The sequence below is a fragment of the Pseudomonas sp. SED1 genome, from assembly GCF_034044025.1.
GTDB lineage: Bacteria > Pseudomonadota > Gammaproteobacteria > Pseudomonadales > Pseudomonadaceae > Aquipseudomonas.
In genome coordinates this window covers 38,465-62,421 of the sequence record NZ_JAXCIS010000068.1, presented here as the reverse complement: position 1 = coordinate 62,421, position 23,957 = coordinate 38,465, and the positions used below count along the sequence as shown (strand labels likewise).

Here is a 23,957-nt window from a genome sequence, read left to right as displayed (position 1 = left end):
AGGGGCGAGCACCATAGCACGCAGCGCATGGCTTGTTGCGAGGGGAGGGCTTGTCCTGTGGCGAGGGGGCTTGTCCCCCGTTGGAGTGCGCAGCGCTCCCGCTTTTTTCGGGGCCGCTGCGCAGCCCAACGGGGGACAAGCCCCCTCGCCACAAGGTCATTTATCCCGCAGGGGAAATGCTTACTGCACTTCTACCGCCAGGCTTTCACTGATCCTTTTCTGCCAGATGGCAGGACCGGTGATGTGTACCGACTCGCCCTTGCTGTCCACTGCAACGGTGACCGGCATGTCTTTCACGTCGAACTCGTAGATCGCTTCCATGCCCAGTTCGGCGAACGCCACGACGCGGGATTTCTTGATGGCCTGCGCCACCAGGTAAGCCGCGCCACCCACTGCCATCAGGTAAACCGCTTTGTGGTCCTTGATCGCTTCGATAGCGGTCGGGCCGCGCTCGGATTTGCCGATCATGCCCAACAGGCCGGTTTGCTCGAGGATCTGGCGGGTGAACTTGTCCATCCGCGTGGCGGTGGTCGGACCGGCAGGCCCAACGACTTCTTCGCGCACCGGATCAACCGGGCCGACGTAGTAGATAAAGCGACCCTTGAGGTCCACCGGCAGGGTTTCGCCCTTGTTCAGCATCTCGACCATGCGCTTGTGCGCCGCGTCGCGACCGGTGAGCATCTTGCCGTTGAGCAGTACGGTTTCGCCCGGCTTCCAGCTCTGCACGTCTTCCGGGGTCAGGGTGTCGAGGTTGACGCGACGGGCCGACGGGCCGGCTTCCCAGACGATTTCCGGGTAGGCGTCCAACGGTGGCGCTTCCAGCGACGCAGGGCCCGAACCGTCGAGCACGAAGTGCGCATGACGGGTGGCGGCGCAGTTGGGGATCATGCACACCGGCAGCGAGGCCGCGTGGGTCGGGTAGTCCATGATTTTCACGTCGAGCACGGTGGTCAGGCCACCCAGGCCCTGGGCGCCGATGCCCAGTTGGTTGACCTTCTCGAACAGCTCCAGGCGCATCTCTTCGATACGGTTGGACGGGCCGCGCTTCTTCAGCTCGTGGATGTCGATGGATTCCATCAACACTTCCTTGGCCATCACCGCGGCTTTCTCGGCGGTGCCGCCGATGCCGATGCCGAGCATGCCCGGTGGGCACCAGCCGGCGCCCATGGTCGGAACGGTCTTCAGTACCCAGTCGACGATCGAGTCGGACGGGTTGAGCATGGCCATTTTCGACTTGTTCTCGGAACCACCGCCCTTGGCGGCCACGTCCACTTCCACGGTGTTACCCGGGACGATGGAGTAGTGGATCACCGCAGGGGTGTTGTCCTTGGTGTTTTTACGCGCACCGGCCGGGTCGGCGAGGATCGAAGCCCGCAGGACGTTTTCCGGCAGGTTGTAGGCCTGGCGCACGCCTTGGTTGATCATGTCGTCCAGGCTCATGGTGGCGCCATCCCAGCGCACGTCCATGCCTACACGTACGAATACGGTGACGATGCCGGTGTCCTGGCAGATCGGGCGGTGGCCGGTGGCACACATGCGCGAGTTGATCAGGATCTGTGCCATGGAGTCACGGGCCGCTGGCGATTCTTCGCGCAGGTAGGCTTCGTGCATCGCCTGGATGAAGTCAACGGGATGGTAATAGGAAATGAATTGCAGGGCGTCGGCAACGCTCTGAATCAGGTCGTCTTGCTTGATCACGGTCATGAGTCGCGCTCCTCTATAAGGGAACATTCAATAAAGGTGTCTTCAGTAGGGTGAGTCGGTCGGCTGAAGGCACCTTTCCAAGGCACGCCGTATGGTGCTGGCGCGACGCTAAAAAGGCGCGGCAGTATAACCCGCCACGGTGGCTGATACACCCGACTATGGTCATGAGTGCCAGGCCCTATTCACTGTAGGAGCGAGCTTGCTCGCGAAAAACGTGAATCTGATGGGTTTCGCCAGCCTCCCCGCGTTATCGTTAGCGACCTTCGCGAGCAAGCTCGCTCCTACAGTTGAAGAGTTTTATGCCTGAACTTCACGTCGGCGAACGCCACTGGTCGGTAGCCGCCGGCAGCAACTTGCTGGATGCCCTGAACCAGGCGGGTGTGGCTGTGCCTTACAGCTGCCGCGCCGGCAGTTGCCATGCCTGCCTGGTGCGTTGCCAGGGTGACCTTCTGGACAATCAACCAGAAGCCCTGAGCCCGGCGCAACGCCAGGACGGCTGGCGCCTGGCCTGTCAGTGCCAGGTCGCGGGTGATTTGCAGGTCGAGGCGTTTGACCCGCTGCGTGACGGGCTGCCCGCGACGGTGCTGAGCGTCGATTGGATGAGCCCGACGGTGCTACGCCTGCGGCTGCAACCCGAGCGCGGCTTGCGCTACCGGGCGGGGCAGCATTTGGTGCTGTGGGCGGGCAGCATTGCGCGGCCTTACTCTCTGGCCAGCCTGCCCCAGGAAGATCCGTTTCTCGAGTTTCACATCGATTGCCGCCTGCCCGGCGAGTTCAGCGACGCCGCCCGCCAGTTCAGGGCCGGTGACAGCCTGCGCCTGGGCGAACTGCGGGGCGGGGCGTTGCAGTACGACCCCGACTGGCAGTCCCGGCCGCTCTGGCTGCTGGCCTCGGGTACCGGACTTGGCCCCTTGTGGGGCGTGCTACGTGAGGCCTTGCGCCAGGATCACCAAGGCGTCATCCGGGTCATTCACCTGGCCCATGACGCTGGCGGTCATTATCTGGCCGAGCCGTTGGCGCAGCTGGCTGCAGCGCATCCGAACGTGACGGTCGAGCTATGGACGGCGGCCGGGTCGACTGACGCTTTGGCGCAACTGCGGCTTGTTTCCCGGCAAACTCTGGCCTTACTCTGCGGGCACCCTGCCAGCGTCGAGGCCTTTTCCAAGCGCCTGTTCCTGGCCGGACTGCCGCGCAATCAACTGTTGGCCGATGTGTTCCTGCCCCGTGGTTGAGCGCTGAATTTTCCAGCCGCGAGATTTGCCATGACCGATGCCATCCTGCAGCAACGCGAACGCGGGTTGCTGATCCTGCAGCTCAACCGCCCGGACAAGAAAAACGCCCTGACCCGCGCCATGTACAGCCAACTGGCCGAGGCACTGGAGCAGGCGGATGCCGATACCAGCGTCAACGCGGTGTTGATCCAGGGCAGCAGCGAGTGTTTCACCGCCGGTAACGATATTGGCGACTTCCTTGAACAACCGCCGGCTGATCTCGACAGCCCGGTGTTTCACTTCATGCGCAGTTTGCTCAATTGCCGCAAGCCGGTGATTGCGGCGGTGGCAGGCGTGGCGGTGGGGATTGGTACGACGCTGCTGCTGCATTGTGACCTGGTGTATATCAGCCGGGACGCGCGGTTGCGCATGCCGTTCGTCAACCTGGGGCTGTGCCCGGAGTTTGGTTCCAGCTTGATCCTGCCGCGCTTGCTGGGGCATGCCAAGGCGGCGGAGTTGTTGCTATTGGGTGAAGGCTTTACCGGTGAGCAGGCTGCCGCTTGGGGCATTGCCACTGAGGCATTGGGCAGCGGCGAATCGGCGTTGGCCAAGGCGCGGGAAGTCGCCGCACGGTTTGAAACCCTGGCGCCGGGTGCGGTGCAGGTCAGCAAGCATCTGATGAAAAGCGTCGATCGCGAACAGTTGCGCAAGGTGATCGAGGAGGAGGGCGCGTTGTTTACCCAGCGGTTGAAGTCGCCGGAAGCGATTGCGGCGTTGTCGGCTTTTATCACTCGGCGATGAATGTGTGTTGACTGGTCGGACGTCTTCGCGAGCAAGCCCGCTCCCACATTTAACCGAGTACATCCTGAAGAAATACGGTCGAAAGTGGGAGCGGGCTTGCTCGCGAAGAGGCCAGTGAAGCCAATACAAAAGCCAACCTGGAATGCAAAAAGCCCCGCCATTCACATGGCGGGGCTTTTGTTTTTCAGCGTGTCACTCAGACCATTGGGTCGCCAACGTGCAGGATCTTCATGCCGTTGGTGCCGCCGATGGTGTGGTAGCTGTCGCCCTTGGTCAGGATGACCCAGTCGCCTTTCTCCACAACACCGCGCTTGAGCAACTCGTCGATCGCGGCCTGGCTGACTTGCTCAGGCGGCAGCGATGCCGGGTCGAACGGTACGGTGTAGACACCACGGAACATGGCCGCGCGGGCCTGGGTTTCGCGGTGCGGGGAGAACGCGTAGATCGGGATCGAGGAGCGGATGCGCGACATGATCAACGGCGTGTAGCCACTTTCGGTCAAGGCGATGATCGCTTTCACGCCCGGGAAGTGGTTGGCGGTGTACATGGCGGCGAGCGCGATGCTCTGGTCGCAGCTTTCGAAGACCTTGCCGATACGGTGGCTGGAGGTCTTGCTGGTCGGGTGCTTTTCAGCGCCGACGCAGATGCGCGCCATGGCCTGCACGGCTTCCAGCGGGTACGGGCCCGCCGCACTTTCAGCCGAGAGCATCACGGCGTCGGTGTAGTCGAGCACGGCGTTGGCCACGTCGGACACTTCGGCACGGGTCGGCATCGGGTTCTGGATCATCGACTCCATCATCTGGGTCGCAACGATCACCGCTTTATTGTGGCGACGTGCGTGCAGGATGATTTTCTTCTGGATACCGATCAGCTCGGCGTCACCGATTTCCACGCCGAGGTCGCCACGGGCAACCATCACTGCGTCGGAAGCCTTGATCAGGCCGTCGAGGGTTTCGTCATCGGCCACGGCTTCGGCGCGTTCGATCTTCGCCACCAGCCAGGCAGTACCGCCGGCTTCGTCGCGCAGTTTACGGGCGTATTCCATGTCGGCGGCGTCGCGCGGGAAGGAGACCGCGAGGTAGTCCACTTCCATTTCGGCGGCGAGCTTGATGTCGGCCTTGTCTTTTTCAGTCAGGGCTGGAGCGGTGAGGCCACCGCCGCGACGGTTGATGCCTTTGTGATCCGACAGCGGGCCGCCGATGATCACGGTGCAGTTCAGTTCGGTCGGGGTTGCGGTGTCGACGCGCATCACCACGCGACCGTCGTCCAGCAGCAGCTCGTCGCCGACGCCGCAGTCTTTCACCAGGTCCGGGTAGTCGATACCCACGACTTGCTGGTTGCCCTCGGTCAGCGGATGGCTGGTGGAGAAAGTGAACTGGTCACCGATCTTCAGCTCGATTCGCTTGTTGGTGAATTTGGCGATACGGATTTTCGGGCCTTGCAGGTCACCCAACAGTGCAACGAAGCGGCCATGTTTGGCGGCCAGTTCACGCACCAGCTTGGCGCGAGCCTTGTGCTCGTCCGGGGTGCCGTGGGAGAAGTTCAGACGGGCAACGTCCAGGCCAGCCAGAATCAGCTGTTCGAGGACTTCCGGCGAGTTACTGGCCGGGCCAAGGGTGGCGACGATTTTGGTACGACGGACGGACATGCACGGACTCCTGAGTTCAAGCGCTGAGGAAGGCTACTATGCTCTTTAGTTGTAGTCATTGTTCGTTTGCACTACTTATCGATGATTCGCTTGTTTTCACTCTGCATGAACAGATGAACAACCTTGAAGATTTTCGATGAAGGGTCGATACACTGCACAAGACAGGAGAACCCCCATGCGAATCGTGATCATTGCTGCCCTGGCCGTCAGTGTTGTCGGCTGCACCCGTTGGTCGATGGACCATCATTTGAACAATGCGTACCGCGCCTACGGTGTGGGCGATTGCCAGCGGGTCACCCTTGAGTTGTCCCAGGTCGACCGTGAAAGTCGTTCCCGGCGCTACGTGCAACCGGAAGTCTCGATGTTGCGCGGGCAGTGCCTGGAGCGCGAGAAATTGTTTGTCGATGCGGCGCAGACTTATCAGTTCATCATCAGCCAGTACCCGGCGAGCGAATATGCTTTCCGGGCACGCGCGCGGCTGGATACCCTGCAACAACTGGGGCATTACCCCGGCGCGAGTGCCGCCCGGCCGCGTCCGGCGTCGTTGTAATGATATTTGTCATGCAATAGCTGGCTCCTTGCCAGTCTTGGGCTAATCTTTGAATGTCAGTTTGTATAGGTTTCTATTCGAACGGATGGAATACCCGGATTTGGCAGCCGTAAAGTGGCAACGCTTTTGCCGTTGTCGCACCGATATCCGGGGAGAGCGGGCCTTTGGGCTCGTTTCGAATCACTGGAGCGGCCACAATCATGGCCATTGGATGGCGACCTCATCATGTTTACTCCCCGACGGATCAAGCGGCATCAGTTACCTTGCTTCCTTCAAGTGTTCAATCGCCTCACAGACAAACCTATTGGCTATTTGGGCAATCTCTCCGAGCAGGGCCTGATGTTGATCAGCCAATTACCCATGATGGTCGACGTGGAGTTCGAGCTGCGCTTGAAGATCCCGGGGCCTGAGGGCGAGGTACATGCGGTGGACCTCACGGCTACCTGCCTGTGGTGCCATGAGGATATAAACCCCAAGCATTACGACTCCGGGTTTCGTATTTCCCAGGCGCCTGCCGAATATGGGGAGGTGATCAACGCACTGTTGAGTTACTTCAGCTTTGATCCCTTGCAGGCCTCTGCCTAGAGACAGTGCACCAGCATTCATAGTACGCCGGCTTTTTTCCAGCCCAGGTAGCGGGTCACCAGGGCGGCTCCCATTTCCGAAGGCAGCGTGTCCAGTACCGAAAGCCCGTGGGCGTTCAAGCGGTCATGGAGTTCGTCCCGGGTATTGAGATAGTCGACATTCCCGCAATAGGCCAGGGCTTCGGGCAGGGTTTGCACGGGGGCCTGGCGCAACTGGTCAAGGACTTCCTCCCGCAGGCTGGCAACCAGCACCCGGTGCTGGCGACTGATGCGTTTAACGGCGCCCAGCAATTCTTCATCATCCTCATCGCGCAAATTGGTCACTACGATCACCAACGAACGACGCTTCTGCCGGGCTAGCAGTTGGCTCGCGGCTGCCTGGTAATCGGCCGTACGCCGGGAAGTGTCCAGGTCATACACCGCATTCAGCAGCAGGTTGAGCTGGCCGCTGCCCTTGACCGGCGCCAGGTAGCGCGGCTGGTCGCAGGCAAACGTGCAGAGCCCCACGGCATCGCCTTGGCGCAGGGCGACATAGCTGAGCAGCAGGCATGCATTGAGGGCGTGGTCGAAGTGCGACAGTTCGGCGTCCTGGCTGCGCATGCGCCGGCCACAATCGAGCATGAACATGATCTGCTGGTCGCGCTCGTCCTGGTACTCCCGGGCAATGGGCGTGCGTTGCCGAGCGGTGGCTTTCCAGTCGATCTGGCGCAGGCTGTCGCCCTCGCGAAATTCACGCAGTTGATGAAACTCCATGCCCAGCCCGCGTCGTTGGCGCTGGCGTACGCCGAGCTGGTTGAGCCAGTTGTCCACCGCCAGCAACTGCGCGCCGTACAGGCGCGCGAAGTCCGGGTAGACCCGGGTGGCATCGCTGACGTCTATCAACCGCCGTGCCGACCACAATCCGAGTGGGCTGGGAAGGTGAACTTCGCATCGGGTAAAACTGAAATGCCCGCGCCTTTGAGGTTTTAACCGGTAGCCCAATTCACTCTGCTCGCCGGGTCGCAGGTCGATGGACTGCGGCAGGTTCTGCACCGTCAAACCGTCCGGTACATGATCGAATACCTGGAGCACCAGTGGCTGGGAATAGTCGTGGTCCAGCGTCACCCGCACCTCGCCCCAGCGACCCAGCGCCAGGCTCCCGGGCATCTGTCGTCGCACGCGCGGGGACGGGCGGCGACGCAAACGGCCGGCATCCAGCAGGGCCAGTAACAACAGGGCCAGCAGCAGGCCCCACGTCACGGCGTGCAGGGTGTCTGGCACCTTGACCTGCAGCGCCACCAGTGCGCCGAGCAGGATGCTCAGGCCCAGCAGCACACCGAGCCAGATCAATAGCAGGCGGGTCGGTCTCATGGGCGGGTCATTGCCGTGGCGCCGGGACTTGGTCCAGCAGTTGCTTGAGCACCTGGTCGACTTCCAGCCCATCGATATCCAGTTCCGGGGCAATGCGCACCCGATGGCGCAGCACGGCCAGGGCGCAGCCTTTAATATCGTCCGGGGTGACAAACTCGCCACCGCGCAGCAAAGCCCGGGCCCGTGCGCCACGCACCAGGGCGATGGAGGCCCGCGGGCCCGCGCCGATGGTCAGGCCTGGCCAACTGCGGGTGGTGCGGGCCAGTCTTACGGCGTAGTCGAGCACCTGCTCATCCAGCGCCAGCTCACTGGCGATCTGTTGCAGCTGCAACACATCTTCGGCGTGCAGCACCGTTCGCAGCGGTTGCACGTCGAGCATGTCGGCGCGGGACGAACGGGTGACTTCGCGCACCATGTCCAGTTCCTGCTGCGCCTCGGGATAGTCCATGCGCACCTTGAGCATGAAACGGTCCAGTTCGGCCTCGGGCAATGGGTAAGTGCCTTCCTGTTCGATGGGGTTCTGGGTGGCCAGTACCATGAACGGTTGGCCGATGGGCAGCGCCTCGCCTTCGAGGGTTACCTGGCGTTCCTGCATGGCTTCCAGCAACGCCGCCTGGGTTTTTGCCGGAGCACGGTTGATCTCGTCAGCCAACAGCAGGTTGGTAAACAACGGCCCCTTGCGCAGCTTGAACTGCTCGGTATGCAGGTCGTACACGGCATGGCCGGTCACGTCGCTGGGCATCAGGTCCGGGGTGAACTGGATGCGTGCGAACTCGCCACCAAAACAGCGTGCCAGGGCTCGTACCAGCAAGGTTTTGCCCAGGCCGGGAACACCTTCCAGCAGTACGTGGCCACCCGCGATCAATGCCGTGAGCACGTCATCGATCACCTGGTCCTGGCCGATGACCGCCTTGCGCAGTTCTACGCGCAAGGCCTGGGCCAGTTGGCTGGCGCGCTGGATCGGGTCTGCGGCTGGAAATTCGCTCATAGGGCATTCCTGAGGGTTTGCAGGCTAGCCACCTGACGGCTGAAATCGGCACTGGAGAGCCGTTTTGCCGGGAGTGGGCCGAGGGCCTGGCTGATGACGAGTGAGGGTTGGCGGGTCAGGCGTTCAAGCACCCGCGATTGTTCGGCAGTGTCGAGGTGTTCGAACCCCGGATGACGGCGCCTCGCCGTACGTTGGATGTCGCGCTGCAAGGCTTGCAACAAGCTGTTTTGGCCGCTGCGGCGCAGCAGGAAGTCGGCACTGGCTTTCAAATGTTCCTGCAATTGCCGACGTGCCTTGGGGGCTGGTTGCCGGATCGGGCCCTGGCGCAGGCTGGCGTGCCATAACCCCAGGGCGATCAATGCGGCGAGTGCCACCAGAGCCTGGGGGAAATAGCGCAGCAACAGACTGAACAGATCCTCGATATCGGTGTTGAACAGCAGCGTGACCTGCGTCCCCTGACTCAGGTACCAAAGCAGCCAGGCGTTATCGTATTGACCAATGGCCGGGCTTTTCCACAGGTCGCTGTCGGTGACCACGGTCACACGGCCTTGCCCGAGGTTAATCTGCATCAGGTGCGTCGACTTGGCACTGTTGGCCGAGAATTGCGCCAGGTGCCTGGGGTCGGTGAGATTGAAGTCGGTGTCGAAGCTGAAATAGGCCGGGGCCGTTTCGTTGTCCACATAGAGTTTGGTCAGGTCCGGTGTTTTCTTTTTACGCGCGGGTGCTGGAGCGTCGAACTCTTCACTGAAGGATTGGTGTATCTGCACGCGGTCCAGCAGCAGGTCACCACTTTTACCGGTGTCGTCATCCCACAGTGCCTCTGCGACGAGCAGCAGGTGGCCGCCAGCCTGTGTCCATTGCAGCAATTGCTCGACCTGCGGTGGGCTCATGTTACTGCGCTCGCCCAGCAGCAACAGGCTGTTGCCTTTGGGCGAAAGACTGGCCAGCCGTTCCAGGCTGTTGGCGTGCTCCACCACCAGGCCTTGCTGGCGTAGAAAGTGTTCCGCCGCCAGGTAAGGGTTGGCGAGGGCTTCGGGCGAAGGGCCGCGATCGACCACCTCCTGATACGGGATCGCCTTGTGCCAGGCATAAAAACCGCCTGCTGCGAGCAGGCCAGCCACGAGCAGTCCGACCCACAGCAATGGCCGGTTCATTGCGCAGCTCCCGAGCCAAACAGGGCTCGCCAACTGCTGCATAGCTGTTGTTGCGCGAGGGCAGGCGGCAGGCGGTGGCCATAGGCAAGGTTTTGCCAGTAGCGGGTCAGCTCATCGCTGAACGCCAGTAACTGCGGCTGTTGCAGTTGGCGGATACGCTCCAGGACCTGGCCTTCCGTGTCGGCGTTTTTCAGCGGCAGGTTGAAGTCGTGCAGCAGTCGGCTGAGCAAGCCACGGTAAAGCAAACCGAGGGCTTCCCGAGGCTGTGTCGCCCAGAGCTGTTCGGCGGTGCCGGCGATGTCTTCGGGCAAGGTGTCTGCCCCCAGTTCGAGGCCGAACAACTGCGAGGGGGCGGGCTTGGCAGCCTTCGGCTTGCGTGGGCTGCGGCGGCTGACAAAGGCATGCAGCCAGTCGCGATAGCGCCAGATCACCAGTGCCAGGCCACCCACCAGCAACCCCCAGAGCAGTACTTCAAGGCCCTTCGCGATGTGCTTGAACGAATCGCTGTTGAGGTTTTTCAGCAATGCTTCCAGCCAGGCCGGCAACTTGCCGTCATCACCCGGTTGGTTTTTGTCCGCCGCTTTTTCTTCGCCGAAGCGGTAGCGGGTGACGGTCTCGGAGTTTTTGAACGGTGGCTGCTCCAACAGCGCCTTGATCGACTGACTGGCCGATTGTGTACTCAGCTGTTTTTGGGGAGCCGGTTCATCGGCCCATGCCGATGGGAGCGGCGGAACCAGCATCAGCCCGATCACCAGCAGCAGGACCGGCGCCACACCGCTCAGGCGCTGGCGCAATCGGCGGAACACCAGCTCCAGGTCCCAGGCTTCCAGTACGGTGCGGCGGTTCAGGTACAGGCTGAAACCGCAGGCGACATAGATAGGCTCCCAGAACACCAGGATCAGCGCGTAGAAAGCGTTGGTCAGGTTTTCCAGCCAGAGCCAGTCGTGCCCCGCGGTTAGCACCAGCTGTTGCCAGTCCCAGTCCCGTTCGACCTCTTGCGGCAGGAAAAAATAGAACACGGCCATCAACCCGAACCACAGGGCAATTTCCAGATGCACCCCGATCAGGGTCAGCCAGCGTGCGGCGCCGGCATTGCGTTGTTGCAGCACACCAAGACGTTGTTGGCGCGCCTGGCCTTGCAGGCCTTCAAGCTGGACCACCGGCATCATGAAGCTGCGGCTCAGGTTGAAGCGTCGCCAGGTCAGGCTGGCCAGCAGTTGGCCCTTGAGCAGGCGCGGCGAGTGGCGCAGGGCTTGTTTCAGGCTGGGTGTTTCGCCGAACAGGGCCTTGGACAGGATATACAGTGGCAGGCGGTCGAATGCCGGTTTCAACCACCAGAACAGTAACAACGCGGTGGAGGGATGATTCCACAGCAGCATGCTGAACAGCGCGAAGATCGGCAAGGTCACGATGGCCCAGCTGCTCATCAGCAGCAGCCGATGTTCGCGGGCCAGCAGGATGCCGAGGTCCATGGCTTCCCACGAGGTACGCGGACGGATCACCACGCTGGCATCACTCAGGCGCATGGCGGTTCCGTCCGGCAAGCAGCAGGTAGGCGGCCATCAGCAACCAGAGGGTGGTGCCCACCAGGTACTTGATCCACGGCGCCACGGCATTGGTGGAAGACCAGTACGCCTCGATAAACGCGGCGATCAGCAGGAACACCATCACACCGCAAATCATCTGCACGCTTTTACGTGCGGCCAGTCGCAGGGATTCACCTCTCGTCAGGTGCCCCGGCGCAATCAACGCCCAGCCCAGTTGCAGGCCGGCTGCGCCTGCCAGGGCGATGGCGCTGAGTTCGAAGGCGCCATGGCCAATCACGAAAGACCAGAAGGTTTGGCCGTAGCCGATTTGTGTCAGGTGCCCGGCAACGGCACCAATGATCAGGCCGTTGAAGAACAGGAAAAACACGCTGCCCAGGCCGAACAACAGCCCGGCGGCAAAGGTCTGGAACGCGATGCCGATGTTGTGCATCACGTAGTAGCCAAACATCATCCAGTCTTCGCTGGAGGCACGTTCGGCTGCCCGGCCCAGGCGGCTGGCATCCGGGTCGTACATGCTTTGCATCTCAGCCACTTGTTGGGGGCTGACGATGCTGTAGATCAGGTCTGGATACAGGTACACCAGCAACGCGATGCCGATCAGGCTGCCAAAGAACAGCAGGCTGGCGGCCAACACGAACGGCCATTGCGCGCGAACCAGCCGGGGGAAGTCGGCCAGCAGGAAGCTCAGTACGTTTGCGCCCAACTGGCTGCGATGCCGATATAACTGCTGGTGGCCGCGCAAGGCAAGCTGCTGCAACGGGTCAACCAGGTAGCTGCTGTAGCCACGTCCCTGGGCCAGGGCCAGGTGTTGGCACAACTGCCGGTACTGATGAGGGAAGTCGGTGAAGTCAGCGCGCTTGGCGTTGCCTTTTTCAAGTTGTGTCAGTTGCGTGGCAAAGGCTTGCCATTGTGCCTGGTGGCGGCTTTCGAAAAGACTCTGCTTCATGCTGGCCCCAACAGTCCGCGAGCCACGCCGTTCAGTTCCGCCACGGCGCGGGCAGGGGAGACTTGCAGGGGCGTGGCCAGGATCGCGGCCAGTTCGTTGATTCGCTCGGCGGAGAGTTCGCCCTGGCGTTCGGCGAAGCTGAGAATCGCCCGTTGTTCGTTCAGCTCAAGGGCGAACGGCAGGCGCAGTGCCGGGGCTTGCGGCACCTGCGGACGGGAAAGGGGTTGTTCGCGATAGATCACCAGCGTCCCGGCCGCCAGGTCACCCAGGCGTTTGAAGTTGGGGTGTTGCAGGCAACTGATGGCGCCGAGGAAGTAGCCGAAGGGCAGCATGTCGACAAAACGCAGCAGGTTGCGGATCAGCGAGGCGGACCAGCCGATGGGCGTGCCGTCGTCCTGTACCACCCGCAGGCCCATGATCTGCTTACCGGGCGAGCAGCCCTGGTTAAGCACTTCGAACAGCACCATGTACCACCAACTGACGAGGAACAGCAGCAGCGAGCCCAAGCCAATGCCCAGGTTGCCGAGAAACGCGAGGGCGATGAACAGGATGCCAAGAATCAGGCCGCGCAACCCCAGGTCGAAGGCAAAGGCCAGTGAGCGAACCAGCAGGCCGGCCGGGCGCAGGGGCAGGTCGACGCCCTCCGGGGTCTCGATCTGGTAGCGGGTGTCCAGTGGCGCAGATGGCATCGCGGTCCTTGGCAGTGCGGCGCTGGCGCCTGGGCGGCAGCGGCGGGGTTGGAAAGACGGATGCTAGCAGTGTCGACGGTGGAAGCAACCACTCAACGATTTACTGAATGTTTGTACAGTGAACACAGCGCTGGCCCCCGGTGCCGTCAAGCGCCTAGACTTTGCCGGTCTTCAGCACAGGAATAGCCCGTGACCACCATTTTCTGGTACGACTATGAAACCACCGGCATCAACCCGCGTAGCGACCGCCCGCTGCAGGTAGCCGGTATTCGCACCGACCTTGAACTCAACGAAGTCGGGCCGCCGGTCAATCTCTACTGCCAGCCCAGCGAGGATATCCTGCCGCATCCGGCCGCCTGCGCGATTACCGGCATCACGCCCGGGGTGCTGGCGGAAAAAGGCCTGGCCGAAGCCGACTTCATGACCCGCGTACACGCCGAGCTGGCCACCCCGGGTACCTGCGGGGCCGGCTACAACACGTTGCGTTTTGACGACGAGATGACGCGCTACAGTCTGTACCGCAACTTTTTTGATCCCTATGCCCGGGAGTGGCAGGGCGGCAACAGCCGCTGGGACCTGATCGACGTGGTACGCACCGCTTACGCCCTGCGCCCGGACGGGATCGTCTGGCCGGAACAGGACGGGCGCGTCACCCTCAAGCTTGAGCGATTGACGGCTGCCAACGGCATCGATCACGGCCAGGCCCACGATGCCTTGTCCGATGTGCGCGCCACCATCGCCCTGGCGCGGTTGATCCGCGAGAAACAACCCAAGCTCTATGACTGGCTGTTTCAACTGCGCAGTAAGCAACGGGTTATGGACCAGATTCGTTTGTTGCAGCCGATGGTGCACATTTCCGGTCGATTTTCTGCCGAGCGTCATTACCTGGGTGTGGTGCTGCCTCTGGCCTGGCACCCGCGCAATCGCAATGCGTTGATCGTCTGCGACCTTGGGCTCGATCCCCAAGGGCTGTTGGACGAGGACGCCGATACGTTGCGCCGGCGGCTATATACCCGTCGTGACGACCTTGCCGAAGGTGAGTTGCCGGTACCGCTCAAACTGTTGCACATCAATCGCTGCCCGGTGGTCGCACCGTTGAGCGTGCTTCGGGCCCAAGACCGCGAGCGTCTGCAACTGGATATGGATGAGTGTGAGGCGCGGGCCCTGCGGCTAAGCGACGCACAGGAACTATGGTGCGATAAATTAGCGCTGATTTACGCCGAGGAAGATTTTGCGCCAACCGCTGATCCTGAGCAGCAGCTATACGATGGTTTTATCGGTGACCGTGATCGACGTTTATGTGAACAAGTGAGAGTCGCCGAGCCTGCGCAACTAGCGCGTCAGCAATGGCCTTTCGATGATGAACGTTTGCCTGAATTATTATTTCGCTATCGTGCGCGTAACTTCCCTGACACCTTGAATAGTGAGGAGCAACAACGCTGGAGAGTTTTCTGTCAGCAACGTTTGTCAGACCCGCAATGGGGCGCGCCAAACACCCTTGAGGCTTTTAAGCAGGCGCGTCTTGAGTTGGCTGTTAGTGCTACACCGTTTCAGCAGCGGGTGCTTGATGAATGGCAGGAGTATGTTGACTCTTTAGCCGCACGAATGAGCCTGTAATCGGCACACAGGTAAAATACGGACAATAAAAAACGCCAGCTAGCTGGCGTTTTTTATTGCGTTGCGTATCACGCGGCGTCCTGGTGAGGCTTAGCCCAGCAGGGTAGCCCAGCCTTCAACCACGTCGCCGCCCCACTTGGCTTTCCACTCTTTCAGAGTCTTGTGGTTGCCACCTTTGGTTTCAATCACTTCGCCGTTATGCGGGTTTTTGTATTGTTTAACCTTGCGTGCACGCTTGGTGCCGGTAGTTTTTACGGCGCCACGTGGAGCTTTAACTTTCGATTCTGGATCCAGCAGCGCGATGATGTCACGCAGGGATTTGGAGTATTCGCCCATCAGGGTGCGCAATTTGCCTTCGAATTCCAGCTCGGTTTGCAGTTTGTCGTCTTGGGACAGGTTCTTCAAACGGGCTTGCAGCTCTTTGATAGCTTCTTCGGTGGCGCGGTATTCGTTGATCAGGGACATGAGGACTACCTTATGTAGGGCGCGGAGTGAAAGGGGATAGTGGCCCAATAATAGTCAGACAGTTTGCTCAAGTAAACATTTAAGACTGCATTTATGTAATTTACTTTGGTTGTTTGTGACAAAAGCGTGGAATTTAGTTAATTACTAACGGCGACAGGCTAAAGATACTCTCGCTAAGTCTTGGCTTACTGCCTGAGTCCACGGGTTTGCACACATACCATGGGTAAAACCTTACGCTATTAAGGGGCAGGGCTGACGCTCGCGATCAGAATAACGGTTAAGGAATACTGCAGTTTTTCTGCGCAATCGCTAGAATGGCGGCCTTTGCGAAGTTCTGGAGTTTCCCCCTAATGCGCACTTTTCGGCTGGTGATTGCTTGCCCGGACCGGGTTGGCATCGTTGCCAAGGTCAGTAACTTTCTGGCTTCCCATAACGGTTGGATCACCGAAGCGAGCCATCACTCGGACAATCTCAGCGGCTGGTTTTTCATGCGTCACGAAATTCGTGCCGATACGCTGCCCTTTGGTCTTGAGGCATTTCGCGAGGCATTTGCGCCGATCGCCGAAGAGTTCTCGATGACCTGGCGCATTACCGACACGGAACAGAAAAAGCGCGTGGTCCTGATGGCCAGTCGCGAGTCCCACTGCCTGGCGGACTTGCTGCATCGCTGGCACAGCGACGAGCTGGACTGCGAGATTTCCTGCGTGATTTCCAATCACGACGACCTGCGCAGCATGGTCGAGTGGCATGGCATCCCGTACTACCACGTCCCGGTCAACCCGCAGGACAAAGAGCCGGCATTTGCCGAAGTCTCGCGCCTGGTCAAACAGAACGATGCAGACGTCGTGGTGCTGGCGCGCTACATGCAAATCCTGCCGCCGGAACTGTGCAGTGAATACGCTGGCAAGGTGATCAACATTCACCACAGTTTCCTGCCGTCGTTTGTGGGCGCCAAGCCGTATCACCAGGCATCCCTGCGTGGTGTAAAGCTGATCGGTGCTACCTGCCACTATGTTACCGAAGAGCTGGACGCAGGTCCGATCATCGAGCAGGACGTGGTACGCGTCAGTCATAGCGACAGCATCGAAGACATGGTGCGTTTTGGCCGTGATGTCGAGAAGATGGTGCTGGCTCGCGGCCTGCGCTATCACCTGGAAGACCGGGTGCTGGTGCACGGCAACAAGACCGTCGTGTTCTGATTGAAGTGTTTTGATTGAAGAGTGAAGGGCCTGGGCGTTAAATCGCTACAGGCCCTTTTTTCTTTGGCAACAGGTGAGGATTGGAGAATGAGCGATCCACTTGATAAAGCCACGTCCAAAGCTCCCGCGACGCTGGGAGAAGGTTGTTTGAGTCGATATGACCCGGATGACCTGAGCAGTGAGGACGGCACCGAGTTTCCAGGTGCCGCCGAGTTGTGGGAGCAACTGCAAGACACATCCGATTCGCCGGAAGAACAGGCGTCAGCCGCTGCGCAAAGCCGCCACTGACGCTGTTGAATCAGATCCGGAAACTGCCCACCAGTTGTTTCAAGCGCGCTGCCTGTTGTTTCAGGTCGGAACAGGCGCGCAACGTCGATTGCAGGTTTTCCACACCTTCCTGATTGAGGGTGTTGATCTCGGTGATGTCCATGTTGATCGACTCCACCACCGAGGTCTGTTCCTCGGTAGCGGTGGCGACTGACTGGTTCATCCCGTCAATCTCGCCGATGCGCTGGGTCACGCTGTTCAGGCGCTCGCCCGCCAGGTTGGCGATTTCCACGCTGTCCTGACTGTGTCGCTGGCTTTCGCTCATGGTGCTGACCGAATCCCGCGCGCCGACTTGCAGCTCCTCGATCATCTTCTGCACTTGCTGCGCCGATTCCTGGGTGCGGTGTGCCAGGTTGCGCACTTCATCGGCCACGACCGCGAACCCGCGACCGGCTTCCCCGGCCCGTGCGGCTTCAATCGCCGCGTTGAGGGCCAGCAAGTTGGTTTGCTGGGAAATGCTGGTGATCACTTCCAGGATCTGCCCGATGTTCACGGTCTTGCTGTTAAGCGCTTCGATATTGGTGCTGGAGGCGCTGATCATTTGCGACAACTGGTTCATCGCCTTGATATTGCGCTCGACAACGTGTTGCCCGTCTTCGGCCAGGTGCCGCGCATCGGTGGCCTGATTAGAGGCCTGGGCGGCGTTGCGGGCGATTTCCTGGGCGGCGGCCCCCAGCTCGTTGATGGCCGCGGCGACGCTGTTGGTGCGGTTGGCCTGCTCGTCGGAGTTGATCATCGAGGAGTTGGAGGCGCTGACCACCCGCAAGGCTACTTCATTGACGTGTTCGGTGGCCGAAGACACTTCTCGGATCGAGGTGTGAATCCGCTCCACGAAGCGATTGAACGCGATGCCGAGCACGCCGAATTCGTCGTGGTTCTGGATGGTCAAGCGGCGGGTCAGGTCGCCTTCGCCGTCGGCGATGTCTTCCATGGCGCGGGTCATGACGTGCAATGGTTGCAGGAGGATGCGGATCAGCATGCCCAGCAGGGCGATGATGATGACCACGGCGATGATCGTTGCAATGATCGCCGAGGTGCGGAATTCGCTGAGCATGGCGAAGGATTTGTCTTTATCCACCGACAGGCCGAGGTACCAGTTCACCGAGGGCAGGCCCTTGATCGGGGTAAAGGTGACGATACGGGTTTTGCCGTCTACGTCGACTTCACTGAAATCGCTGCTGATCTTCGGGGTGCTTTTTGGATAGACGTCAGCCAGGGTTTTCATCACCAGGTTTTTGTCCGGGTGCACCAGCACTTTACCGTCGGCGCTGACCAGGAAGGCATAACCCATGCCGCCGAAGTTCAGGGCGCCGATGTTGTCCACCAGGGTTTGCAGGCTCAGGTCACCGCCCACCACGCCGACACTCTGGCCGGCTTTGCTGCTGGGGGTGGCAATGGAGATGATCAACTGGCCGGTGGCCGCATCAATGTACGGTTCGGTCAGGGTTGAGCCGTTACTGCCCTGTGCGCCCTTGTACCAGGGGCGTACACGCGGGTCGAAGCCGTCGGGCATCTTGGTGTCGGGGCGGATCACGAAACCGCCTTTGCTGTCGCCCAGGTACGTGGCCATGAACGAAGACGTCAGGGCTTTCTGTTCCAGGAGGCTTGCGACGTTAGTTGAATCCGGGTTGATGGCGATGTTCTGGGCGGCACTTTCGATCAGCACAATGCGCCCGGTGAGCCAGGTCTGGATGTTGCTGGCGGTGACATCACCCATTTCATGCAGGTAGTTGTTCAGATCGTCGCGAATCGCATTACGCTGCAAGTAGTCGTTGTAGAGGGTAAACAACGCAAAGGCGGCAATGACGATAAGAGCGGCGGCAAGCAGGATTTTATGGCTGAAACGCAGATTTTTATTCATGGCTTGTGGGGTCCGCTATGGTCTTAATATCCGATGCACGTCCTTTTGAGGCGCGCAAAATGGCTGCGTTAAAAAAAGTGTGATATTTCCATCTGCTCCTGCAGGAATTATCCGGCCCGTTTTTCTAAGACTTTTTGGGTCTCTCGCTCTAACTGTATCGACCACGCAGTGCTAAAGATTAACCATGGGTGACAAAATGCCTGACTCCTCGCAACTCATTATTGGTGCCGATCTTCAAGGTCAGCCGATCGCCCAGTCGATGCGCCTGGCCAACCGCCACGGCCTGATCGCGGGTGCTACCGGCACCGGCAAAACCGTCACGTTGCAGCGTCTGGCGGAAGCCTTCAGCGATGCCGGCGTCGCGGTATTTGCCGCCGACATCAAGGGCGACCTCTGCGGCCTGGGCGCTGCGGCCAACCCTCAAGGCAAGGTCGCTGAGCGGATCGCCGGCATGCCTTTCCTTAATTACACGCCCAAGGCGTATCCGGTGACGTTGTGGGATATCCACGGCGAGTCCGGTCATCCGCTGCGTACCACCATGAGTGAAATGGGCCCGCTATTGCTCGGCAGCCTGTTGGAACTCACCGACAGCCAACAATCAGCGCTTTATGCGGCCTTTAAGGTGGCCGATCGCGAAGGCCTGTTGCTGCTGGACCTCAAGGACCTCAAGGCGCTGCTCAATCATTTGCGCTACCACCCGGAATTGCTGGGGGAAGATGCGGCCTTGATGACTACCGGTTCCAGCCAGGCGTTGTTGCGGCGCCTGGCGGTGCTGGAGCAGCAGGGCGCCGAAGCGTTGTTCGGCGAACCGGCGTTGCAACTGGAAGATATCCTGCAGCCGGCCAGTGACGGCCGCGGACGCATTCACCTGTTGGACGCCAGCCGCCTGGTGCATGAAGCGCCGAAGGTGTACGCGACCTTCCTGCTCTGGCTGCTGGCCGAGCTGTTCGAGCAACTGCCGGAGCGCGGTGATGCCGACAAGCCGCTGCTCGCGCTGTTTTTCGATGAAGCGCATCTGTTGTTCGCCGATACGCCAAAGGCCCTGCAGGATCGCCTGGAACAAGTGGTGCGACTGATTCGTTCGAAAGGCGTCGGGGTGTATTTCGTCACCCAGTCTCCGGGGGATCTGCCAGATACGGTGCTGGCTCAGTTGGGCCTGCGCATCCAGCATGGGCTGCGCGCGTTCACCACTAAAGAACAGAAATCCCTGCGGGCCGTGGCCGATGGCTTCCGCCCCAACCCGGCGTTTGATGCGCTGGCGGTGCTGACCGAATTGGGTACGGGTGAGGCGTTGGTGGGAACCTTGCAGGAAAAAGGGACGCCTGAGGTAGTCCAGCGCGTGCTGGTGGCGCCGCCACAATCGCGGATCGGGCCGTTGAGCGAAGCTGAGCGGGCGGCGTTGATTGCCGGTTCGCCGTTGCTGGGGCGCTATGACAAGCCGATTGACCGGGAGTCGGCGTACGAAGTGTTGATGGCGCGCAAGGACCTGGGGCCGCAAGAGGAGGCGACGCCCGCTGCTGAAGAACCGAGCTTTACCGACAAGGCCGGCGCGTTCCTGGGGACTACGGCAGGCAAGGCACTGAAATCGGCGATGCAGCAGGCGGCCAATCAGATGGGCCGGCAGTTGGTGCGCGGGTTACTGGGGTCGCTGTTGGGCGGCAGCAAACGTAAATAACGATGCGATCAAATGTGGGAGCGGGCTTGCTCGCTCCCACACTTGGTTCTGCGCCGGGTCTCAGGTCTTGGGTTTGGCGTGAGCGGCCAGCCGCTCCAGTGCCGCGCGTAAATTCGGATCGGTAATCCCGTCGGCTGTGGCCTGAATGGTTTCGGCCGCAATCTCCGACAAATCCATCGTATGCCCCACTGCACCTTGCGGCACGGTCGGCGGTTGTACTTTGAACTGGATGCGCGTCAGGCTGGCGAATTCATCGAAGGCCATCAATTGGCGCTGCAACCGTTTTTGCTGATAGCGCAGGCGCGTCGCCCAATGGCCGTCGGTGACGATCAGCAGCAGATTGCCTTCACGCCACGACGCCACATGACAGTGTTCGCGGGCGGCGGGTTGCAGTTGGCTTTCTACCAGGCGTTGCAAATGACCAAGGCGTTGCGCATGGCCGAAGATGGCTTTTAAAGGCTTGGCTTCGCGAAGCAACACGGCGGGAGCTCGAGCCGTAAGAGGGCGAAATGCCATGACTAGACACCTTAAGTAACAGAGCGGCCATGGTAGCAGAAAGTGTCTGCACCGCCGCGCCCATTGCATTACGGGCAGATTATCCATTAAATCAATGAGTAACTTCTTGCCCGAATGGGTTGAAGTTCAGCAAAAAGCCCTTATTTTAAACAAGCCCTCTAAGAGCGCCGTGCCTGCATCGTGGAATAACGCCACTTTCCTCACCCACGTTTCCGGGTAGAATGCTCGTTCGCATGCGGCCGTGAGGGCTGCTCGGGCGACTCACGGGGCGCCCTCCATCCCTATGTGTGGAAGAACCTGCCGATATGTTTGCGCCTTTGTTAAAGAAACTTTTTGGAAGCAAGAATGAGCGCGAAGTCAAACGCATGCTCAAGACGGTGCAGCTGGTCAATGCCTTCGAAGAGCAGATGGTTGCCCTTTCGGACGAGCAATTGCGCGCCAAGACCGAAGAGTTCAAGGCCCGCATAGCCAAAGGTGAAACCCTCGACAAGCTGCTTCCCGAAGCCTTTGCGGTCGCCCGTGAAGCCGGTAAGCGTGTCATGGGCATGCGCCACTTCGACGTTCAGTTGATCGGCGGCATGACCTTGCATGAAGGCATGATTGCCGAAATGCGCACCGGTGAAGGCAAGACCCTGGTAGCAACCCTGGGCGTTTACCTCAACGCACTGTCCGGCAAGGGCGTGCACGTTGTGACGGTGAACGACTACCTGGCCCGCCGGGATGCCAACTGGATGCGTCCGCTGTATGAATTCCTCGGCCTGACCGTCGGCGTTGTCACGCCGTTCCAGCCGCCGGAAGAGAAGCGCGCCGCCTACGCTGCCGACATCACCTACGGTACCAACAACGAATTCGGTTTCGACTACCTGCGCGACAACATGGCGTTCAGCATGGAAGAAAAATTCCAGCGCGAACTCAATTTTGCCGTGATCGACGAAGTCGACTCCATCCTGATCGACGAAGCCCGTACACCGCTGATCATTTCCGGTCAGGCCGAGGACAGCTCGCGCCTGTACACCGAAATCAACAAGCTGATCCCGCGCCTTGAGCAACACATCGAGGAAGTGGAAGGCGTGGTGACCAAAGAAGGTCACTTCACCATCGACGAGAAGACCCGCCAGGTCGAACTCAACGAAGCCGGTCACCAGTTCGTCGAAGACATGCTGACCCAGATCGGCCTGCTGGCCGAAGGCGAGAGCCTGTACTCGGCGCATAACCTGGGCCTGTTGACCCACGTGTATGCCGGCCTGCGTGCTCACAAGCTGTTCCATCGCAACGTCGAATACATCGTGCAGGACGGCCAGGTCGTACTGGTCGACGAACACACCGGTCGTACCATGCCGGGTCGCCGTTTGTCGGAAGGCCTGCACCAGGCGATCGAAGCCAAGGAAGTCCTGAACATCCAGGCAGAGAGCCAGACCCTGGCCTCGACCACCTTCCAGAACTACTTCCGTCTGTACAACAAACTGTCCGGCATGACCGGTACAGCCGACACCGAAGCGTTCGAATTCCACCAGATCTACGGTCTGTCGGTGATGGTTATCCCGCCGAACAAGCCGCTGGCGCGTAAAGACTTCAACGACCTGGTGTTCCTGACCGCCGACGAGAAATACGCTGCAATCGTCGCCGACATCAAGGAATGCATGGCCCAGGGCCGTCCGGTGCTGGTGGGTACTGCCACCATCGAAACTTCCGAGCACATGTCCAGCTTGCTGAACAACGAAGGCATCGAGCACAAGGTCCTCAACGCCAAGTTCCACGAAAAAGAAGCCGAGATCATTGCCCAGGCCGGTCGCCCAGGCGCACTGACCATCGCCACCAACATGGCCGGTCGTGGTACCGACATCCTGTTGGGCGGTAACTGGGAAGTGGAAGTCGCCTCCCTGGAAGACCCGACCCCTGAGCAGATCGCGCAGATCAAGGCCGACTGGCAGAAGCGTCACCAGCAAGTGCTGGAGTCCGGTGGCTTGCAGGTGATCGCGTCCGAGCGTCACGAGTCGCGCCGTATCGACAACCAGTTGCGTGGTCGTGCCGGTCGTCAGGGTGACGCCGGTTCCAGCCGTTTCTACCTGTCCCTGGAAGACAGCTTGATGCGTATCTTCGCCTCGGACCGGGTGAAGAACTTCATGAAAGCCCTGGGCATGCAGTCCGGTGAAGCGATTGAACACCGCATGGTGACCAACGCTATCGAGAAGGCCCAGCGCAAGGTAGAAGGCCGCAACTTCGACATTCGCAAGCAACTGCTCGAGTTCGATGACGTCAACAACGAACAGCGTAAAGTGATTTATCACATGCGTAACACGTTGCTGGCCGCCGACAACATCGGCGAGACCATTGCCGATTTCCGTCAGGACGTGCTCAACGCCACTGTCAGTGCACACATTCCGCCGCAATCCCTGCCTGAACAGTGGGATGTTGCCGGTCTGGAAGCTGCGTTGAAGAGCGACTTCGGTGTCGACTTGCCGGTCCAGCAATGGCTCGACGAAGACGATCACCTGTACGAAGAAACCCTGCGCGAGAAGCTCATGACCGAGCTGCTGGCCGCGTACAACGAAAAAGAAGAGCAGGCGAGTGCCGAAGCACTGCGCACCTTCGAGAAGCAAATCGTACTGCGTGTGCTGGACGACCTGTGGAAAGATCACCTGTCGACCATGGACCACCTGCGTCACGGCATCCACTTGCGTGGCTACGCCCAGAAGAACCCGAAGCAGGAGTACAAGCGCGAGTCGTTCACGCTGTTCTCCGAGCTGCTGGATTCGATCAAGCGCGATTCGATTCGTGTGCTGTCCCACGTTCAGGTGCGTCGCGAAGACCCGATCGAGGAAGAAGCCCGCCTGCGTCAGGAAGCCGAGGCACTGGCTGCGCGCATGCAGTTCCAGCATGACGAAGCACCGGGTCTTGAAGCTCCGGAAGTGTTGGGTGAAGAGGTCGATGTGGCCCTGGCCCAGGCGCCTGTGCGCAATGAGCAGAAGCTGGGTCGCAACGAGCTGTGCTGGTGCGGTTCGGGCAAGAAGTTCAAACACTGCCACGGCGAAATCAACTAAGATTTTCGCCTGACGCTGCAACACCCCGCGCCGCGACCGGCATCAGCCGTCGCGGCGTTTTGCCATTTCGTCACCGTCGATAAC

20 protein-coding genes and 1 pseudogene are annotated in these 23,957 nt (G+C 60.3%); 9 read left to right on the top strand and 12 right to left on the bottom strand.

Going from position 1 to position 23,957, the window contains the following annotated elements; all coding sequences use genetic code 11:
* Window positions 1-180 precede the first annotated feature (180 nt).
* Window positions 181-1,704 (bottom strand): fumarate hydratase, encoded by a 1,524-nt coding sequence (locus tag SNL23_RS10580; protein ID WP_167664434.1) that lies wholly within the window; start codon window positions 1,702-1,704, stop codon window positions 181-183.
* 299 nt (window positions 1,705-2,003) lie between these two features.
* Between SNL23_RS10580 and SNL23_RS10575 the strand changes: the two genes are divergently transcribed.
* Both SNL23_RS10575 and SNL23_RS10570 read left to right on the top strand, forming a co-directional pair.
* A complete protein-coding gene (locus tag SNL23_RS10575; protein WP_318302208.1) occupies window positions 2,004-2,936 on the top strand; it encodes an iron-sulfur-binding ferredoxin reductase in 933 nt (310 codons plus the stop codon).
* Window positions 2,937-2,966: 30 nt separating this feature from the next.
* Complete coding sequence (locus SNL23_RS10570) at window positions 2,967-3,716, top strand: enoyl-CoA hydratase-related protein (protein WP_318302207.1); 750 nt, start codon at window positions 2,967-2,969, stop codon at window positions 3,714-3,716.
* Between the two features lie 196 nt (window positions 3,717-3,912).
* Here the strand turns inward: SNL23_RS10570 and pyk are convergent, their stop codons facing one another.
* Window positions 3,913-5,364, bottom strand: a complete 1,452-nt coding sequence (pyk, locus tag SNL23_RS10565) for a pyruvate kinase (RefSeq protein WP_076017448.1) — start codon at window positions 5,362-5,364, stop codon at window positions 3,913-3,915.
* Window positions 5,365-5,539: 175 nt separating this feature from the next.
* On the opposite strand from pyk, the gene SNL23_RS10560 reads away from it, so the two are divergent.
* Window positions 5,540-5,914, top strand: a complete 375-nt coding sequence (locus SNL23_RS10560; protein ID WP_076017447.1) for a tetratricopeptide repeat protein — start codon at window positions 5,540-5,542, stop codon at window positions 5,912-5,914.
* Window positions 5,915-6,139: 225 nt separating this feature from the next.
* Entirely contained in the window at window positions 6,140-6,499 is a 360-nt protein-coding gene (locus SNL23_RS10555) for a PilZ domain-containing protein (protein WP_076017732.1), read from the top strand.
* A gap of 17 nt (window positions 6,500-6,516) precedes the next feature.
* Here the strand turns inward: SNL23_RS10555 and SNL23_RS10550 are convergent, their stop codons facing one another.
* Genes SNL23_RS10550 through SNL23_RS10525 form a run of 6 tightly spaced genes read right to left on the bottom strand, consistent with a single transcriptional unit; the run spans window position 6,517 to window position 13,172 of the window.
* Window positions 6,517-7,848 carry a DUF58 domain-containing protein gene (locus SNL23_RS10550; protein ID WP_076017446.1) on the bottom strand — a complete coding sequence of 444 codons (1,332 nt, stop codon included), beginning with the start codon at window positions 7,846-7,848 and terminating at the stop codon, window positions 6,517-6,519.
* Window positions 7,849-7,855: 7 nt separating this feature from the next.
* Window positions 7,856-8,836, bottom strand: a complete 981-nt coding sequence (locus SNL23_RS10545) for an AAA family ATPase (protein ID WP_167664430.1) — start codon at window positions 8,834-8,836, stop codon at window positions 7,856-7,858.
* A complete protein-coding gene (locus SNL23_RS10540) occupies window positions 8,833-9,990 on the bottom strand; it encodes a DUF4350 domain-containing protein (protein WP_167664429.1) in 1,158 nt (385 codons plus the stop codon). The genes SNL23_RS10545 and SNL23_RS10540 overlap by 4 nt, the downstream gene beginning before the upstream one ends.
* Complete coding sequence (locus SNL23_RS10535) at window positions 9,987-11,516, bottom strand: DUF4129 domain-containing protein (RefSeq protein ID WP_318302206.1); 1,530 nt, start codon at window positions 11,514-11,516, stop codon at window positions 9,987-9,989. Before SNL23_RS10535 ends, SNL23_RS10540 begins: the two co-directional genes overlap by 4 nt.
* Window positions 11,503-12,483, bottom strand: coding sequence for a stage II sporulation protein M (locus tag SNL23_RS10530; protein WP_318302205.1), 981 nt, complete (start codon window positions 12,481-12,483; stop codon window positions 11,503-11,505). Before SNL23_RS10530 ends, SNL23_RS10535 begins: the two co-directional genes overlap by 14 nt.
* Window positions 12,480-13,172 (bottom strand): RDD family protein, encoded by a 693-nt coding sequence (locus SNL23_RS10525; protein ID WP_076017442.1) that lies wholly within the window; start codon window positions 13,170-13,172, stop codon window positions 12,480-12,482. Before SNL23_RS10525 ends, SNL23_RS10530 begins: the two co-directional genes overlap by 4 nt.
* Before the next feature lie 189 nt (window positions 13,173-13,361).
* On the opposite strand from SNL23_RS10525, the gene sbcB reads away from it, so the two are divergent.
* Window positions 13,362-14,789, top strand: a complete 1,428-nt coding sequence (gene sbcB, locus SNL23_RS10520; RefSeq protein ID WP_167664426.1) for an exodeoxyribonuclease I — start codon at window positions 13,362-13,364, stop codon at window positions 14,787-14,789.
* A gap of 90 nt (window positions 14,790-14,879) precedes the next feature.
* Here the strand turns inward: sbcB and mvaT are convergent, their stop codons facing one another.
* Window positions 14,880-15,254 (bottom strand): histone-like nucleoid-structuring protein MvaT, encoded by a 375-nt coding sequence (gene mvaT / locus SNL23_RS10515; RefSeq protein ID WP_005790963.1) that lies wholly within the window; start codon window positions 15,252-15,254, stop codon window positions 14,880-14,882.
* Between the two features lie 350 nt (window positions 15,255-15,604).
* Between mvaT and purU the strand changes: the two genes are divergently transcribed.
* Window positions 15,605-16,453, top strand: a complete 849-nt coding sequence (purU, locus tag SNL23_RS10510) for a formyltetrahydrofolate deformylase (protein ID WP_318302204.1) — start codon at window positions 15,605-15,607, stop codon at window positions 16,451-16,453.
* A gap of 87 nt (window positions 16,454-16,540) precedes the next feature.
* Complete coding sequence (locus tag SNL23_RS10505) at window positions 16,541-16,741, top strand: hypothetical protein (protein WP_318302203.1); 201 nt, start codon at window positions 16,541-16,543, stop codon at window positions 16,739-16,741.
* Window positions 16,742-16,751: 10 nt separating this feature from the next.
* Here the strand turns inward: SNL23_RS10505 and SNL23_RS31505 are convergent, their stop codons facing one another.
* Together SNL23_RS31505 and SNL23_RS31500 are read right to left on the bottom strand one after the other, a co-directional pair.
* Window positions 16,752-17,516 (bottom strand): methyl-accepting chemotaxis protein, encoded by a 765-nt coding sequence (locus SNL23_RS31505; protein WP_412104191.1) that lies wholly within the window; start codon window positions 17,514-17,516, stop codon window positions 16,752-16,754.
* Between the two features lie 93 nt (window positions 17,517-17,609).
* A pseudogene (locus SNL23_RS31500) lies at window positions 17,610-18,641 on the bottom strand (HAMP domain-containing protein); the annotation flags it as partial.
* 196 nt (window positions 18,642-18,837) lie between these two features.
* Between SNL23_RS31500 and SNL23_RS10495 the strand changes: the two are divergent.
* Complete coding sequence (locus SNL23_RS10495) at window positions 18,838-20,316, top strand: helicase HerA-like domain-containing protein (protein WP_076017730.1); 1,479 nt, start codon at window positions 18,838-18,840, stop codon at window positions 20,314-20,316.
* A gap of 60 nt (window positions 20,317-20,376) precedes the next feature.
* On the opposite strand, the gene SNL23_RS10490 is transcribed toward SNL23_RS10495, so the two are convergent.
* Window positions 20,377-20,832 (bottom strand): DUF721 domain-containing protein, encoded by a 456-nt coding sequence (locus tag SNL23_RS10490; protein ID WP_008432358.1) that lies wholly within the window; start codon window positions 20,830-20,832, stop codon window positions 20,377-20,379.
* 305 nt (window positions 20,833-21,137) lie between these two features.
* Here SNL23_RS10490 and secA point away from each other — a divergent pair, with 305 nt between their 5' ends.
* Window positions 21,138-23,873 (top strand): preprotein translocase subunit SecA, encoded by a 2,736-nt coding sequence (gene secA, locus SNL23_RS10485; protein WP_076017438.1) that lies wholly within the window; start codon window positions 21,138-21,140, stop codon window positions 23,871-23,873.
* Window positions 23,874-23,957 lie beyond the last annotated feature (84 nt).

Excerpts from the sequence above, each read along its gene's own strand:
- pyk (WP_076017448.1), bottom strand. The coding sequence starts at position 5,364 with ATGTCCGTCCGTCGTACCAAAATCGTCGCCACCCTTGGCCCGGCCAGT.
- SNL23_RS10535 (WP_318302206.1), bottom strand. The coding sequence starts at position 11,516 with ATGCGCCTGAGTGATGCCAGCGTGGTGATCCGTCCGCGTACCTCGTGG.
- SNL23_RS10490 (WP_008432358.1), bottom strand. The coding sequence starts at position 20,832 with ATGGCATTTCGCCCTCTTACGGCTCGAGCTCCCGCCGTGTTGCTTCGC.
- SNL23_RS10575 (WP_318302208.1), top strand. The coding sequence starts at position 2,004 with ATGCCTGAACTTCACGTCGGCGAACGCCACTGGTCGGTAGCCGCCGGC.
- SNL23_RS10550 (WP_076017446.1), bottom strand. The coding sequence starts at position 7,848 with ATGAGACCGACCCGCCTGCTATTGATCTGGCTCGGTGTGCTGCTGGGC.
- SNL23_RS10530 (WP_318302205.1), bottom strand. The coding sequence starts at position 12,483 with ATGAAGCAGAGTCTTTTCGAAAGCCGCCACCAGGCACAATGGCAAGCC.
- SNL23_RS10495 (WP_076017730.1), top strand. The coding sequence starts at position 18,838 with ATGCCTGACTCCTCGCAACTCATTATTGGTGCCGATCTTCAAGGTCAG.
- mvaT (WP_005790963.1), bottom strand. The coding sequence starts at position 15,254 with ATGTCCCTGATCAACGAATACCGCGCCACCGAAGAAGCTATCAAAGAG.
- SNL23_RS10505 (WP_318302203.1), top strand. The coding sequence starts at position 16,541 with ATGAGCGATCCACTTGATAAAGCCACGTCCAAAGCTCCCGCGACGCTG.
- secA (WP_076017438.1), top strand. The coding sequence starts at position 21,138 with ATGTTTGCGCCTTTGTTAAAGAAACTTTTTGGAAGCAAGAATGAGCGC.
- SNL23_RS10545 (WP_167664430.1), bottom strand. The coding sequence starts at position 8,836 with ATGAGCGAATTTCCAGCCGCAGACCCGATCCAGCGCGCCAGCCAACTG.
- purU (WP_318302204.1), top strand. The coding sequence starts at position 15,605 with ATGCGCACTTTTCGGCTGGTGATTGCTTGCCCGGACCGGGTTGGCATC.
- SNL23_RS10525 (WP_076017442.1), bottom strand. The coding sequence starts at position 13,172 with ATGCCATCTGCGCCACTGGACACCCGCTACCAGATCGAGACCCCGGAG.
- SNL23_RS10540 (WP_167664429.1), bottom strand. The coding sequence starts at position 9,990 with ATGAACCGGCCATTGCTGTGGGTCGGACTGCTCGTGGCTGGCCTGCTC.
- SNL23_RS31505 (WP_412104191.1), bottom strand. The coding sequence starts at position 17,516 with ATGATCAACTCCGACGAGCAGGCCAACCGCACCAACAGCGTCGCCGCG.
- SNL23_RS10555 (WP_076017732.1), top strand. The coding sequence starts at position 6,140 with ATGTTTACTCCCCGACGGATCAAGCGGCATCAGTTACCTTGCTTCCTT.
- SNL23_RS10560 (WP_076017447.1), top strand. The coding sequence starts at position 5,540 with ATGCGAATCGTGATCATTGCTGCCCTGGCCGTCAGTGTTGTCGGCTGC.
- SNL23_RS10580 (WP_167664434.1), bottom strand. The coding sequence starts at position 1,704 with ATGACCGTGATCAAGCAAGACGACCTGATTCAGAGCGTTGCCGACGCC.
- SNL23_RS10570 (WP_318302207.1), top strand. The coding sequence starts at position 2,967 with ATGACCGATGCCATCCTGCAGCAACGCGAACGCGGGTTGCTGATCCTG.